General features: G+C 38.7%; 15 protein-coding genes and 1 tRNA gene. 11 read left to right on the forward strand and 5 right to left on the reverse strand.

What is annotated here, in order from left to right; genetic code table 11:
• Positions 1-66: 66 nt before the first annotated feature.
• Positions 67-966 carry an IS3 family transposase gene (locus MUCPA_RS07085; RefSeq protein ID WP_157544057.1) on the reverse strand — a complete coding sequence of 300 codons (900 nt, stop codon included), beginning with the start codon at positions 964-966 and terminating at the stop codon, positions 67-69.
• Entirely contained in the window at positions 888-1,409 is a 522-nt protein-coding gene (locus tag MUCPA_RS07090; RefSeq protein WP_008503751.1) for a helix-turn-helix domain-containing protein, read from the reverse strand. Before MUCPA_RS07090 ends, MUCPA_RS07085 begins: the two co-directional genes overlap by 79 nt.
• A gap of 182 nt (positions 1,410-1,591) precedes the next feature.
• Here MUCPA_RS07090 and MUCPA_RS07095 point away from each other — a divergent pair, with 182 nt between their 5' ends.
• The 7 genes from MUCPA_RS07095 to MUCPA_RS07125 all read left to right on the forward strand — a co-directional run bounded on the left by MUCPA_RS07095 (position 1,592) and on the right by MUCPA_RS07125 (position 8,445).
• On the forward strand, positions 1,592-2,629 hold the full coding sequence (locus tag MUCPA_RS07095) for a hypothetical protein (RefSeq protein WP_008505375.1): 1,038 nt from the start codon (positions 1,592-1,594) through the stop codon (positions 2,627-2,629).
• A 6-nt stretch (positions 2,630-2,635) separates the two neighbouring features.
• The gene (locus MUCPA_RS39495) at positions 2,636-3,058 is read left to right on the forward strand and encodes a MauE/DoxX family redox-associated membrane protein (RefSeq protein ID WP_008505376.1); all 423 of its coding nucleotides are present in this window, start codon (positions 2,636-2,638) and stop codon (positions 3,056-3,058) included.
• On the forward strand, positions 3,030-5,444 hold the full coding sequence (locus MUCPA_RS07105; RefSeq protein WP_008505377.1) for an outer membrane beta-barrel protein: 2,415 nt from the start codon (positions 3,030-3,032) through the stop codon (positions 5,442-5,444). The genes MUCPA_RS39495 and MUCPA_RS07105 overlap by 29 nt, the downstream gene beginning before the upstream one ends.
• 106 nt (positions 5,445-5,550) lie before the next feature.
• Entirely contained in the window at positions 5,551-6,930 is a 1,380-nt protein-coding gene (locus MUCPA_RS07110; RefSeq protein ID WP_008505378.1) for a TlpA family protein disulfide reductase, read from the forward strand.
• Between the two features lie 193 nt (positions 6,931-7,123).
• Positions 7,124-7,393 (forward strand): hypothetical protein, encoded by a 270-nt coding sequence (locus tag MUCPA_RS07115; protein WP_008505379.1) that lies wholly within the window; start codon positions 7,124-7,126, stop codon positions 7,391-7,393.
• Positions 7,380-8,015 (forward strand): zeta toxin family protein, encoded by a 636-nt coding sequence (locus tag MUCPA_RS07120; protein ID WP_008505380.1) that lies wholly within the window; start codon positions 7,380-7,382, stop codon positions 8,013-8,015. The genes MUCPA_RS07115 and MUCPA_RS07120 overlap by 14 nt, the downstream gene beginning before the upstream one ends.
• Positions 7,993-8,445: an outer membrane beta-barrel protein gene (locus MUCPA_RS07125; RefSeq protein WP_040625772.1), complete on the forward strand. Its 453-nt coding sequence runs from the start codon at positions 7,993-7,995 to the stop codon at positions 8,443-8,445. Before MUCPA_RS07120 ends, MUCPA_RS07125 begins: the two co-directional genes overlap by 23 nt.
• Positions 8,446-9,038: 593 nt before the next feature.
• On the opposite strand, the gene MUCPA_RS07130 is transcribed toward MUCPA_RS07125, so the two are convergent.
• Positions 9,039-9,890, reverse strand: coding sequence for a hypothetical protein (locus MUCPA_RS07130; RefSeq protein ID WP_008505381.1), 852 nt, complete (start codon positions 9,888-9,890; stop codon positions 9,039-9,041).
• A 709-nt stretch (positions 9,891-10,599) separates the two neighbouring features.
• On the opposite strand from MUCPA_RS07130, the gene MUCPA_RS07135 reads away from it, so the two are divergent.
• A tRNA-Ser gene (locus MUCPA_RS07135) sits at positions 10,600-10,686 on the forward strand.
• Positions 10,687-10,777: 91 nt separating this feature from the next.
• On the opposite strand, the gene MUCPA_RS07140 is transcribed toward MUCPA_RS07135, so the two are convergent.
• Positions 10,778-10,963: a hypothetical protein gene (locus tag MUCPA_RS07140; RefSeq protein WP_008505387.1), complete on the reverse strand. Its 186-nt coding sequence runs from the start codon at positions 10,961-10,963 to the stop codon at positions 10,778-10,780.
• 142 nt (positions 10,964-11,105) lie between these two features.
• On the opposite strand from MUCPA_RS07140, the gene MUCPA_RS07145 reads away from it, so the two are divergent.
• Complete coding sequence (locus tag MUCPA_RS07145) at positions 11,106-11,564, forward strand: GNAT family N-acetyltransferase (protein ID WP_008505388.1); 459 nt, start codon at positions 11,106-11,108, stop codon at positions 11,562-11,564.
• Positions 11,565-11,607: 43 nt separating this feature from the next.
• On the opposite strand, the gene MUCPA_RS07150 is transcribed toward MUCPA_RS07145, so the two are convergent.
• Positions 11,608-12,639, reverse strand: coding sequence for a chemotaxis protein CheB (locus tag MUCPA_RS07150; RefSeq protein WP_008505389.1), 1,032 nt, complete (start codon positions 12,637-12,639; stop codon positions 11,608-11,610).
• A gap of 146 nt (positions 12,640-12,785) precedes the next feature.
• On the opposite strand from MUCPA_RS07150, the gene MUCPA_RS39170 reads away from it, so the two are divergent.
• Together MUCPA_RS39170 and MUCPA_RS07155 are read left to right on the forward strand one after the other, a co-directional pair.
• Positions 12,786-12,908, forward strand: a complete 123-nt coding sequence (locus MUCPA_RS39170) for a hypothetical protein (RefSeq protein ID WP_262492989.1) — start codon at positions 12,786-12,788, stop codon at positions 12,906-12,908.
• 137 nt (positions 12,909-13,045) lie between these two features.
• Complete coding sequence (locus MUCPA_RS07155) at positions 13,046-13,783, forward strand: SDR family oxidoreductase (protein ID WP_008505391.1); 738 nt, start codon at positions 13,046-13,048, stop codon at positions 13,781-13,783.
• Positions 13,784-13,813: the final 30 nt, after the last annotated feature.

Here is a 13,813-nt window from a genome sequence, read left to right on the forward strand (position 1 = left end):
TGCATTGAAAAAGAGAGGCTGTCTCACAGGTTGGTGTGACCCCAAAAAGTTGGACAGTTTACAAAATTAAGTTTTTTGTACGAGAGCTCGGTATTCCACCGGGCTCTTTCCATTTAACCTGTTTTTTATTCTTTCATTGTTATAGTAATGAATGTATTCTTTTAACGAAGTTATAAATTCTTCCGCAGTTTCAAAGCTCTGTTTGTACAGTAATTCTGTCTTTAAGATCCCAAAGAAGCTTTCGGCCAAGGCATTATCCAAGCAGTTTCCCTTTCTGGACATGCTTTGAATAATTCCATGTTTTTCCAAAGCCTTTCTATATCCATAATGTTGATATTGCCACCCTTGGTCAGAGTGAAAAATAAGTCCCCTTATATCTTTCACTTTATCAAAAGCCTCATATAACATTTCATCTATCATCTGCATATTTGGAGATTTTGAAATACTATAAGAAATGACTTCCCCGTTGAACATGTCAATTATAGGAGATAAATAGATCTTCTCCCCTTTAATGTTCATCTGAGTGACATCCGTAGCCCATTTCTGATTAGGCAGATTTGCCTCAAAATCCCTTTCAAGTACATTAGGGGCAATTTTACCAACCTCACCTTTGTATGAGCGATAACTTACTTTCCTGATATTGCATTTTAGGCCTAATGTTCCCATCAATTTTTGGACAGTCTTGTGATTTATGCTATAACCCCGGTTCTTCATTTCGGCGGTGACCCGCCGATAACCATATCTGCCTTTATGCAAGTGGTATATACTTGCGATCTCTTCTTTTTCATGCTTGTATTTATCATCATTTAGGCGCTTGCGATGATAATAAAATACAGAACGAGCCATCTGTTTGCAATCCAATAGAATTGAAACATCATGTTCGGGCCTTAGTTCTTCGATGGCTTTTGCCCACTCATGCGTTCGCGGGCTTCTTTTTCCTTGACTAAGGCCGTGACTTTTTTTAATAGTGCGTTCTCCGCCCGCAAACGGCTATTTTCCGCCTGGAGCTTCTCTACTTCTGTTTCAGGTTCAAGCTTCTTTGATCTTCCCATGCATTTAGGTGGTCGTCCAGGATTCTTTTGCTGGTATAGTACTGCATATCCCTCAACCCGTACTGATCTTACCCAGCGCTCTAAAGCAGTCTTGCTTAATCTATATTCCAGAACAACCTGATTTAAAGGTACTTTTTTTTCTATGACAAGCCTTACAACTTCTTCTTTGAAATCAGGCGTGGGCTTGACGTTAGGTTGTTTGAGCAGCCCACTTTCGCCATAAAGATCATATTTCCGAACCCATTCCAATATCATGCCTTCACGGATATGGCGTTCGCGGGATATCCGTAGAATCGGCTTTCCCTTTCTTACTTGAGAAACTACATCAAGTTTCTCTTCAAATGTGTGCTTTGACATAAATAATAAACCCCAAAAGTTTTTGTCTAACTTTTGGGGTTCACTTCAGGTCGAGAACAGCCTCTTTTTTCTTTAACTACTCGAATAATTTTTAACGGCGATAAATCTTTCGGGTAAAGCCTTTTGTAAATTCTTATTCATTCATAGATCATATTTAAGTTTTTAACCCCTCGTAGTCCATTATGACCATTTTCAAGAAATTACGAAATGTGCTGGCATTTGTAATAGTGGGTGTATTATCAGTATTTCTTCTTTTTATGTATTCCACTAAAAAAACTTCACATCAATTTGTAAAAAATGGGGGATTTAAAAGAATATATAAGCAGGCTCCGGTTAAATATATTGGCAGCAAAAAAATATTTTCAGGGTTCAGTCAAATTGCCGGTTACTATAAAGAGGGAATATATACCTACTCGAAACAAAATAATTTAGCATTATATACAGACGTCACAAGCGCGATAGATACAATTTCAATTGCCCTTCCTGCAAAGAGCACTACGATTGCCAATGACTGTATCTTCCGTAATGATACTTTATACTATTTTGACTCTAATAGTGGCAAATACCATGTCTTCAAAATAGTTAATCGGCGGCTGAAAGTTATTGATTCAGCTAAAACTGCCCCTTCTTCATTTAACCCCATAGTATTAGACCAAACAGATATTTTATGCAAGAATTTTTATAAAAATAGTCCAACGTTTGAAATTGTTATTTATAAAAAAGGCATCAAAGCTGTAGAAAGCCCAAAGTTGTTTAATGATGGAATTAAACTAACTGATGACGGTAGGATTCTCCCCTATAAAAACGGGTTTATATACCTCTGTTATTTTAAAAATACAATCCTTTGGTTAGATAAAAATCTGAGACTGCAATTTAAGTCTAATACTATTGACACGGTGCAAAATGTTCCGGCTGTTGAACGAATAAGCGGCACAGCACGCTACACTTATAAAACGCAACCAATTTTTGTAAATAGATATGGCCAGGTCGTCAAGGATAAGTTGTATGTCTTGTCGTCCCTGCTGGCAGATAATGATAAAAAAGTTTCCTTTACTGATACTACTATTCTCGATGTTTACGATCTGCTAAACAAAAGAAATTATCTATACTCCTATAAAATCCCCTTACCTCGATTGCATTCTCCAGCCTCCGGCTTTTCTTTCGTAGGTCAACAATTATATATCATTTTACTCAATGGGTATATATGCGTTTTTAAATAGTCGAATATGAAAAGATTTTTTACGTTGGTCGAAATTATTGTTGTATATTTTCTCTTCGCTCTGTTTTTCTATACAGCTTTATCGAAGCTGGTAGATTGGGGGCAATTTCTCAACGATTTAGCACGCTCACCCATCATTCCCCTAAATTTAGTTCCGGCTGTCGGCATCTTTGTCATAATCATCGAGCTCACTTGTTCTGCATTACTGATAATTCGTAAAACCCGGATAAAAGGAATACTCCTAAGTATTTTTCTCTTGGCAATGTTCACCACTTATATTTTTTTAATTCTTACAAAAAGTCCGTACATACCTTGTAGCTGTGGTGGAATTATTGGTATGCTCAACTGGAATGATCACATATTACTTAATTCTATTTTGTTAATCTTAGCAAGTTTCATCTATGTTAGGCATAAAACTCAGACATCCTAAATGCCTACCGGCAAAAACCTTGGTATGTATCTTATTAAACATATTATCGTTCTCAACCCTTGCTCAAAAAAAAGGCGATGCCGTTAATACGTTCAAATTAAAAATAACCAATTCTAAAAATCAATTTAATACAGGCTATCTGAATTTTACAATTAATAGCCCTACTGATACTTCTTTTAAACAAAATGTAATGACCGATAATAAAGGTTACCTACATTTCAAAATTCCTGTTAAATTTTACCTTATCAGGCTATCAGGTCAATCCCTTTTTTTCTCGTTGGATACTGCTATCAATCTTCGCAATTTTCCGATAATCAACAATTCAGAAACAGATCTCGGCGTGCTTGACGTAAACTCAAACCATTTGAATACTTTAAAGGAAGTTAGCGTAACGGGCAACGTTAATTATTCTACCCCTGAAAAAAAATCATATAAAGCATCTTCATTCACAGTAGGCGACTTGCCAATCGGCAAAAATTTATTAACGAAAATCCCAGGTATTCGCTTCTCGAAAGATGGTTATTTAGTGGACGGGAACCTACATGCGGTTTTTTATTTGAACGGCACACAAGTCACTCAACAGACCATCGAAAATTTCCCCTTGGCAGATATAGAGCGAGTTGAAATCATAAATAACAGCACGCTGTCATCCGATATAAAGGCTGATCAAATTATTGTAAATATAGTTACTAAAAAAACACCACAAATTTCATTTAATGGCATTGCTATTGCAAATGTTGCGGTCAACCGAAAAAACAACATTGGTACGATTACAGGAAATATCGCCAAGGACAACACATTTGTTAATTTAATGGTTAACAGATATTCTACTGACATTAAAATTTCTAATTATTCAAACTATGTCATTTCAAGTTCAGGGGATGGCATCTATAAAAGGGATCAAAATGGTGTGAATAACACTTCTCCCATTTTTACGAATTTAAGCCTGAACTCCCAATTGAGTAAAAAACTAAAAATCAATTATTCATTCTCCTATAACAATATTGATTTAAATCAAAGTTCAAGTTCATTAATCGATCAATTTTTAAGCGCATCTGCTAAATCTACAGAAAACCTTCTAATTGCATTTAATCCAAGACTTATTAACAATTACTTAGGATTAACCTATAAGGTTAATGTTAATAGTTCTTATTTCGTAAGAGGATGGTACACGAACTCAGAGACAAATACCACTTTAAACCTGGCGATAAAAGATAGTGCAGGAATCATCAGCCACATTAAAGATCAAAATAATGATTATAGTATATTAGCTGGGCATGATTTTATGGTAAATAAAATAGCAATGGAATTTGGCGCGCTATATCAATTCCACTCTGATAAAAACTTCTTTTTTAATATTGAGGATCTCCAACCATCCTCAACTGGGGCAAATCAAGACCTAACATATTCCCAAAATATTACCTCGTTATACTATAAAATTCGTTTTCCGATTAAAAAATTATCTGTCACAATTAATAACCGGCTGGATTTAAGTCAAATCGCTCTTTATCCTTATGGAATACACGATTCAAGAATTGATTATTTCCCAAACATCATATTTTATCTGCCGACCGCTAAGGCTGGTGCATTTTCTGCAGCATACAATAGGCAAATCTTGTTGCCGTCTGGCGACGATTTAAATCCCAGCACAAGGACACAGACGGAGCTTAATAGCAATATGGGATCAAGCAATATCAATCCTCAGATTAATGAATATTATCGTTTGAACCAGACGATTCAAATAAAGAAATTTTCCTTAAGTAATACCTTGTCTTACGAAGCTGATCACGGGCTGATAGATTATGGGCCTTACAACATTGTTAATGATGCATTATTAAAAATTAAAGAGAATTTGGATAAGCAAACAAAGATTTTTTTGAACAGTTCGGTTAATTGGGAATTTAATACTAAGCTGAGTTTCAATGGCAGTATTGAATATGGTTTATACAATCTGCATACAACATTGCAGACAAATGAACCCTGGAAGTTAAACGGTAATTATTATACGCTCACATTGCAGGCGGATGTAACACCCGTGAGTGGCTTAAGGTGGCATTCGGCGTTAAGTTACACAGATCACGATTTTACCCCGTTTAGTAAAATATACTATGACGGCCCACAATTGTACACGTCTATCAATAAATCTTTATTTAACAAAAAAATGTCCGTTGGATTTTCCATTAGCGATTTACTGAATAAGGGGAATAATACTCATACAAATTATACCTCTCCGTTGGTAAACGGTACGCTGGCAAGTCAGCAACAATTTAGAACGTTCGGCTTTTCACTCAGTTATTTCTTTGGAAATTCAAGATCAATTCCTCCACAATTCCCGGATAATAAGGGGATAAAAGTCAGAGATGCAAAGAAGGCAGCAATTAATTAACAGATAATTTCGTTTAATAAATATATAAACAAGACACTTTAGCTGGGGACAGATTTTCAGTATTTCCACATAAGAATTTTTGTCGTTGCAATAATTAAGTAATTGGATGAAAAAAATAATACTCATATTATCAGTGACCTGCATCTGTTGTTTAAATGCGCGCCTGGTTCAGGGGCAAGTAAACGATGATAAGTTGGCAAGAAGCATTCTTCAGCAAAATTTTTTAAAGGACAATTATATTTTTCCCCAGATTCGGTTACGTCCTTTAAATGCATCTAATCAGACAATGGATAGTCTCTTTTCTGTTTTTAATCAAGAGTGGGGAAAATATATTTTAAAGCAGTCCACGCCGAAACCGGATTTGAATAACAAAGCATTACTAAACTTAGATTCCTATTCGTACATGTGGAGCTTTTTATCGATCACTCAAAAATTACAGCTTGACAGAAACGTCGAATATCATTTATATTCCAAATACATGTTTCCTTCGTTATTGGTTGACTACAACAATTTCAAAGAAAACCGTTCTGATAGTTATTTAAAATTAATATGGCTCGGGTCATTAAAGAACACACTCACTTTTGGAACTCAAGCTCATTTATCACAACCTGATTTTAGTAGTCTATATTCTTTTTACACTGGTCTGAAAAATTTGCTTGAGTCGTATTCATCACCTACCGCGAAAGGGAAAGTTTTTGTATCTGATCTGCTTAAAATCATCAATGACTATAAATTTGAAATGGAGTGCAAAAACTTATACTATCAAGGACACCCCGAGGAAGCAATGAATTACCTCTTAAAGGAGAGCCAGACAAACCAGGTTGATGAAAGAGGAATTGTTGACTGCTCAAAAATCTTATTGGATCATTATTATAAGACGGGTCAAAAAGATAACGGTCTTGCTATATTAAATAATATGGCAAAAACAGTCGGCAAAGATGCCTTTCCTTTAGATAGCTTAAAGTCATGGTACTTAAAAATCGACCCCGCTCTTGCCGAGGAAAATTACAGAAAGGCAACTGGGCTTTCCGAAAAAATCCAATTAGTGCGAGATAATAGTAGCGCTTATGAAAGTTTTAAATATTTGAATCTTAATCAAGGAGATATCGACAATGATAAAATACATAATGCTAAATACCTGTTGATAGATTTTTGGTCTTTAGACTGCGGCCCGTGTATCGCAGAAATTAAAGAACTAAATGCACTTTACGAAAAAATCAAAAATCGGAAGGATGTATATTTCATTTCTGTTAATTGTGACAAAGAAGAGCTAAAGAAGGATACGACTTACATCAAAGCTATGATAAGTAAATATAATATCAGTTATCCAGTTTTGTATAACACTCAGGCGATTAAGCTGAAAAAGTTACTGCATGTTCAATTTTATCCGTCTAAATTTATTTTTGAGTCGACAGGACACCTATTGAATAAATCAAATCACAGCGATATCACGCTTTCAACCTTTGAAACCTTTGTCAAGAATTAAATATGTCCGAACCTGATCCTATATTTTATTATCTAAAGTGGAACGGTTATGGAACGACCGGCATTAAAACACTTCAACCAATAGAACATGACGGTAGCCGGGAATAAGGACTTTTCATAACAGTATTGGATTGCAGAAACGGCTGATTTTTCGTATATTTATACTTAAGCAAGATTATTTTTAAGGCAAAGTCATGACAACATTTGAAACAGCACTCACACAACAGAATCAGCGGGTTTTGGAAGCGGCCAGGGCCTTAAGACAGAAGAATTTGGCTGGCGGCGTGCCTTTCCTGATACTGTCTGAAGACTTGCCGGAAGGCCTGGCTTACCGCGAGTTTCCGGACGGTCATATCGAGATACAGGAGATAACCGAAAATGGTGCCGAATTGCGGTCAAAGCTGGTGCGGGAACTAACCCGGCAGGAAGCTGTAGACATCCGGTTAAAGCATGGATTATTCTAAACCAACCTTATTGGTCATCTCAGGCCCGAATGGTGCCGGTAAGTCAACATTTATTACTTCGTTACTGCCCGAAGAATTTGACGGCATCTACTCATTTGACCGAGACAAGACAAGGATGCATTTTGAACTGGAATTAAGCGGGAAGGGGCTGGCGGCAGATGAACTGACGGCCAGCGCGACCCGTTTAATGGAAGCCAGTCTTGAAGAGTCAATGGATAGAGCTATTGCATTAAGAAATCATTTTGTATTGGAAACACCCTTATCTCATCCGGATTACTGGCGCTACATTGATCGCTTTGAACGGAATGGGTACCAGCTTCAGCTAAATTATCTTTGTTTGGATAATATTCGTGCCTGTAAATTCCGTGTTGAACAACGTGTATGTGAAGGTGGACATCATGTAGATGCACGGACAATCAAAGGCGTATATGAAATGAATCTCCAGCATATTAATGAATACAGGGACACCTTCAAAGTTATCGATTTATATGACGGTATGATCGTCCCAGTTTTGCTTGCTAAAATTGAAGACGGCCAGGTATTGATGGCAAAACAACAAGCTTTAAAAAAGCAATGGATTAAAAACGGCCTGCCAGCGATTGCAACTTCTGCCATCCTATAGCAATGGGATCGATATCTACGGCACTTTTAATAAAAAGGTGGCGCAGGTGCTGACGATCAATTATCAGCCTGCCTTCTCATGGAACCGTGTTCAGTTTAAGGATGATGATGTGAATTCCGCGTATCAGACCTTTCGGCTCGACAGCCGTCTTAACCTGGATTTTAATCTTTCCAAATCCATGCTGGTGGAGATTGCCGCGCGGCAAAGCTTTACCCAGCAATCGGATTTCGGGTCAAGGAAATACCTGTTTTGCGATTTGAATGTGAAAAAAAACCTTAAAAAGAATCGCCTCGATCTCAGTCTGGATATAACTAATATCTTTAACGTAAAGGACTATACGTTCTATTATTCGCAAACCAATCAACTGCTGGTCAACCATTACGAGATCAGGGGACGAATGGCGATTTTGAGAGTGGAGAGCTATTTTTAAAGGTTGCGGGTAGGCTGGTATACTAAAACTAATGATCATTGGTAAAACAAACAAGTTCCTTGCGTACCAAAAGCGGTTCATTACAACACCGCATATAGGAAGGCGGACACAATATAAACTATAGGACGATAAAAGGCCTTTAGCAAATGAACCTGCGCCACATCAATGATTATAACGACACTTTCGGCATCGTCGAACTTTATGATGGAATGGTTACAAAAATCCTATAGGAAAACTGTTCACTTTCTTTGACCACCGTGGAAAGATTATCGGCGTACTTAAAGACTTTCATTTTCAATCGTTGCACGCCACCCCCCCCCCCGATACAGCCTTAATACTTGCCTTTACAGGTTAGCATATTACGTGGGATGGCGGCACTTATGACCTTAACCATTGCATTAGTCACCGTCAGTTACCAGGCGCTTAAAGCAGCCTTAATCAATCCTGTCAAAAGTTTGAAAAGTGAATGAACCGCTCTGTTAATTAAACGGCGTTTACTTGTGTAACAGGTATTTAAATATGGTCGCCTTCAAGATAGGGCGTGGTAGACAGTCTATAAACAAAGTCCGGGCAGCCAAAGGGGCGGTAAGCTTCTAACTTTTCTCACCTCTATTAGGAGCTTTTTTCGTAAGATGAATTGCATCCGGATGTTGTAACAGCGACATATACTGCCGTTCTTCTGCTTGAATAGTACCCGTACTATTTGAATTAATTTCCACTGGTGTTATGGTCAAAAGTTCATCGCTTATTGTAACCCCATGCTGAAAGATTGCCTGGCCAACCCAATGGGCTTTTCCATATTTTGTGGCGACCATAATTGTTTTTCCATCCTTTTTCACCGCAGTGGAATCGTGTTTACCTTCATACGGGCCATCTCCGTACCCTTCCCGTTTCAGGATGATGATCCCATTTTTTCTATCGAGGGTAACAACGGTAACTTTCTGTTGGCCCGCTGGCCCCAATTCCCAGGGTTTATCAAGTCTTACAGTCCAGGTTTGACCAGCAACAAGCTTTCCTTTAGGCCTACCCCAAAACGTTGGATTATAAAATGGCGAACTGGCACTGGTCATCAGGTTACAATTCCCATTAAAGCATTGTATTTTGGCTGTATCACGGTATTCGCCTATCGCATCTTCAATAGGTGGTTTGCCATCCATTCTTGCAGAGAAATGCCATTTGATAACCGATGGATAAGCACTGTCCATGAATGTGAATGTGCCGGTAGCAGGCACTTGCGTCACCCGGTCTGCAAAACCATCACCGTGAAGGGCAATTACTCTATATGTTATGTCACTCAGCGTAGAGCCAGCAATAATGTTAGGGGTAAAGAAAAGATCGGCGTCATTTATATTTGATTTGTTATGCTGACCGTAACCATACTTAATAAAAATTAAGGTAAAGATCATGCAAAATGTCATTTTGCTTTTGAAGGTTTTTAATTTCATGGCATTTATTGTCAAGCTTAAAAATACCTATATTGAACTAAATGGAGAAATTTAATGCCATATTGGTTTCTTTATTAGTATCTGAACCCCAACTATTTATTGACCAACAAGGATTGAACAATGTACTTAAAAGAAAATAGGGTTTACGGGAACCTTGACACTTTACTAATAGATGCGACAAATATTTAAGACTGGGTCTTTTGAGGTTGACAGCACGATGTGACTTTAAGGGCAGCCAAGTCGTAAATAATCGTTAAAAAGAGTGGCGGGTGAAAAGAAAGAAAAAACCCACCAAAATGACAAGGGGGGGGTAATCAATATTACATCCCATAAAATATCTTTTGTCAGGCCATTCCATTACACAATCCCGATTCAGCTCCGTCCGTAAATTTGATTTATACCCGTTTTTTTCGTATCTTTGACCTAAGAAAACGATTTACAGTTACAGGGCGCTTTGGGTTAGATAAGCTTGGGCAATTGATAACTGATGATATAGATCGGAGAGTATTAGCACGCTGCCGTTCTTTATTTTACGGGTGTTTTCAAAATCATGGCAAAATCGTGGCAATGTATTTAGTAAACAACGTAAATAATTGATTTATAGCGAACTAATTAGATGAGTTCCAAACCCTCCCTCTCCGCTGAATAATAAAGCCCCTGCCATACGCAGGTTTTTATTATTATAATACCGGGCTTTAGCCCACTATACGGAGAGGTGTCAGAGTGATCGAATGTGCCTGATTCGAAATCAGGTGTACTGTTAAAGGTACCGGGGGTTTGAATCCCTCCCTCTCCGCATCACGAGATTGAATTAAAATCTTTAGAGGGCTGCTCGACAACGAGCAGCCATTTTCATGATAGTCTAATGAGTTAACAGACCGTTTTTTTTACGGACTCTCACATATCCCATTGCGTCCATTTCTATATTTTTCAATGATGTTTTTTACTGTGATTTCAGCTATTAATTTAACTAAACTATCGCTATTCTCCTCATTATTAGCCACCTTTTTTGCCTCGTCACTATCTTTTTTTTCTATATCATAAGGCATTCTTTTTAACTTTTTTCTATACATAGCACAGCTCTTTTTCAGATACAATATTCTTAACAAACCAATTAAGGCTTGGGCAAGTAGCCTAAAATATAATTAGCAATACACCTATTAAAAATCCGGCAATGAAATTGTAAATTCATTTTTTTGTTTAAATGTCAATGTCATGGAGATCATTAATTCACAGGCTTCGGATATTACTGAAATTTTAGCCTTACAAAAACTGGCCTATCAATCCGAAGCGGAATTGTATAACGACTATACGATCCAGCCTTTAATGCAAGATGAATCGTCTTTATTGGAAGAGTTTAAAACAGCCATCATTTTAAAAGCAGTAACAGACCCGCAAATTATTGGAAGCGTCCGAGCAAATTTCGAAGTCAACACCTGTTATATTGGAAAGCTGATCGTGTCCCCTGAATGGCAGAATAAAGGAATCGGCAAACAATTGATGAAAGTAATTGAAGAAAAATACGGCGATGCCGAACGCTATGAATTATTTACCTGGGATAAGAGTATTAAAAATATGGCTTTATACGCAACGCTTGGTTATGAAATCTTTGATATGAGAACTATTAATGATAGCCTGACGATGGTATTTTTGCAAAAGTCGAATCTGCGTTAACGGTAATTTTTAGCGTTTTAATTATTACAAATCAAATAATGATCTATATCGGCAGATCACTATTGTTAGGCTTATCATCTGCCAACAATATAGCCCTAATGCGGTCTATATGAACCTGCGATGATTCCGCCCGCTCTGCGGCCATGCGTGAAGTTGCCCCTTTCTGTTCTTTAGCTACCGTAGTGAGCAGGTTTTTTCTTTCTTCAAACATACGCAGGGCTATCCACATAGTTTCCTCAATTTTTTGAGTTTGAGCAGCGAGTAGTGATACAGAGGTATAAGCATGGCCAGTATGACACCGATAACGTACAAAAGACCCTTTGTGCATCTTCCAGAGTACGCCCCCACAACCGGGACAGTTAAACGGAACTTGTTCACCCAGGGAATTGACCGCAGGCAGGTCACTCAGCACTCGTTCGGCAATCTTTGCTTCTCTTTGAATGTCATCTGGTATTGTTTTTTGCCTGCCCACTTTTCTTGCCATGAGTGTAGCCAAGATACCGCCCATCTCTGCTATTGGCACGCAATAATCTACTTTCAACTGATTTAAGGTATTTTTAGGCATATCGGGATATTGCGCTTCTTTGGGGTCTTGTACGATACAAATGCCGCCACATCTTTGAATGGCGATCATACCGGCAGTGCCATCATCAAGGTAGCCTGTAAGAATAATACCTATCACCTGGTTGCCGAAAGCGACTGCGGCGGAACGGAACAGCGGATCAATACCGGGACGAGAGCGGTTTTCAGCCGCCCCTTTGGTAACGTGCAGTTCGCCGTTTTTTTCGATCAGGAGATGGTGATCGGATGGCGCAAGATACACCCGCCCGGCTTTAAACAATTCACCATGTATGGCATGTCCGCATTTTAATTTCCCATGTTTATTTAAGGCATTTAATAACACGTCGCCGGTAGCATCCGGGGAAATGTGCATCACCAAAAGCACAGGCGCAGGGAAATCTTCCGGTAATTGCTGGATTAAAGCGGCCAGCGCATCCAGGCCACCCGCAGAAGCGCCCACGACAACGACTTGGCCGGTTTTATAGTTGAAATCTTTAATTTTTGCGATCTTCATTAATCGAACAACAGCAATTTCCCCGGAAAGTTACAACTACGCTACACTATTCATAAGAATGAATATTACCACCAGTTTAAATTTTAGGCAACTTGCCTAATCCCTAAAATCTCCCTGCCGACTTTTGATGATCAAATCAGATAGTCATGAAAAATACCGAAGTCATACCCGATCTTAAAGGCCGCAAGTTCAACGGCCACGTTTCTAAAATCAAACGCATCCGCACCGAGCAGATGTTCTGGCAAGATCATGACATGGAAGCTTTATAACCATATAATAATAGAATTCTATTTTAGATTTTAATCGCGGGTCGCATTTATCATTTTGACTACAACAAACTCCGGTTTCGTTACGTATTGCCGATATCTGTACCCGAAATTTGCAGTTCAATATAAAACGAAAAGAAATGACAAAAACGATTTTTATAACCGGGGCTTCTGCCGGTATAGGAAAAGCGACCGCACAGTATTTTGCAGAAAAGGGCTGGAACGTGATCGCTACTATGCGCAGGCCGGAAAATGAAAAAGAACTGAACCTGCTGAGTAATGTGACTTTGCTGCCACTGGATGTTACCAATACGGAACAGATCAAAGAAACTACCGAAAAAGCGCTGGCATTGGGCGAGATTGATGTTGTATTTAACAATGCGGGTTATGCGTTGCTGGGTATACTCGAAGCAACAACAGACCAGCAGTTAGTTGAACAGATGGAAACGAATTTCTTTGGCGTTGTTCGGGTGACCCAGGCCTTCATTCCATACTTTCGTGAAAAAGGATCAGGGCTTTTTATCACCACCGGATCATCTGCCGGCCTGATGGGTTTCCCGGTAAGTTCCATGTATGATGCCAGCAAATGGGCGCTGGAAGGCTGGAGCGAAAGCCTGTCTTACGAATTAAGTGAGGTGGGTATTGGGATTAAAACCATTGAACCGGGACTGGTTTCAACGGATATCGGAGACCGGTCTGTATTTGTCGCTCATCCGGCCTACGAAACTTTGATGGGTAAATTCATGGCGCTCATCCAACACGGTGAAAACACGACCACACCGGCACAGATCGCTGAAGTTGTTTATGGCGCAGCGACCGATGGTAAAGACACCCTGCGTTATGTGTGCGGCGAGGATGCAAAAAATTTGTATGCATAGCGTCTTGCAGTTGGCGACGAGGCTTTCCGG

Source organism: Mucilaginibacter paludis DSM 18603, assembly GCF_000166195.2.
Taxonomy (GTDB): Bacteria; Bacteroidota; Bacteroidia; order Sphingobacteriales; family Sphingobacteriaceae; genus Mucilaginibacter; species Mucilaginibacter paludis.

What these genes read in the sequence shown, in the direction of transcription:
- MUCPA_RS07090 (WP_008503751.1), bottom strand. Translation starts at nt 1,409, where the DNA reads ATGTCAAAGCACACATTTGAAGAGAAACTTGATGTAGTTTCTCAAGTA.
- MUCPA_RS07095 (WP_008505375.1), top strand. Translation starts at nt 1,592, where the DNA reads ATGACCATTTTCAAGAAATTACGAAATGTGCTGGCATTTGTAATAGTG.
- MUCPA_RS39495 (WP_008505376.1), top strand. Translation starts at nt 2,636, where the DNA reads ATGAAAAGATTTTTTACGTTGGTCGAAATTATTGTTGTATATTTTCTC.
- MUCPA_RS07105 (WP_008505377.1), top strand. Translation starts at nt 3,030, where the DNA reads ATGTTAGGCATAAAACTCAGACATCCTAAATGCCTACCGGCAAAAACC.
- MUCPA_RS07110 (WP_008505378.1), top strand. Translation starts at nt 5,551, where the DNA reads ATGAAAAAAATAATACTCATATTATCAGTGACCTGCATCTGTTGTTTA.
- MUCPA_RS07115 (WP_008505379.1), top strand. Translation starts at nt 7,124, where the DNA reads ATGACAACATTTGAAACAGCACTCACACAACAGAATCAGCGGGTTTTG.
- MUCPA_RS07120 (WP_008505380.1), top strand. Translation starts at nt 7,380, where the DNA reads ATGGATTATTCTAAACCAACCTTATTGGTCATCTCAGGCCCGAATGGT.
- MUCPA_RS07130 (WP_008505381.1), bottom strand. Translation starts at nt 9,890, where the DNA reads ATGAAATTAAAAACCTTCAAAAGCAAAATGACATTTTGCATGATCTTT.
- MUCPA_RS07140 (WP_008505387.1), bottom strand. Translation starts at nt 10,963, where the DNA reads ATGTATAGAAAAAAGTTAAAAAGAATGCCTTATGATATAGAAAAAAAA.
- MUCPA_RS07145 (WP_008505388.1), top strand. Translation starts at nt 11,106, where the DNA reads ATGGAGATCATTAATTCACAGGCTTCGGATATTACTGAAATTTTAGCC.
- MUCPA_RS07150 (WP_008505389.1), bottom strand. Translation starts at nt 12,639, where the DNA reads ATGAAGATCGCAAAAATTAAAGATTTCAACTATAAAACCGGCCAAGTC.
- MUCPA_RS39170 (WP_262492989.1), top strand. Translation starts at nt 12,786, where the DNA reads ATGAAAAATACCGAAGTCATACCCGATCTTAAAGGCCGCAAGTTCAAC.
- MUCPA_RS07155 (WP_008505391.1), top strand. Translation starts at nt 13,046, where the DNA reads ATGACAAAAACGATTTTTATAACCGGGGCTTCTGCCGGTATAGGAAAA.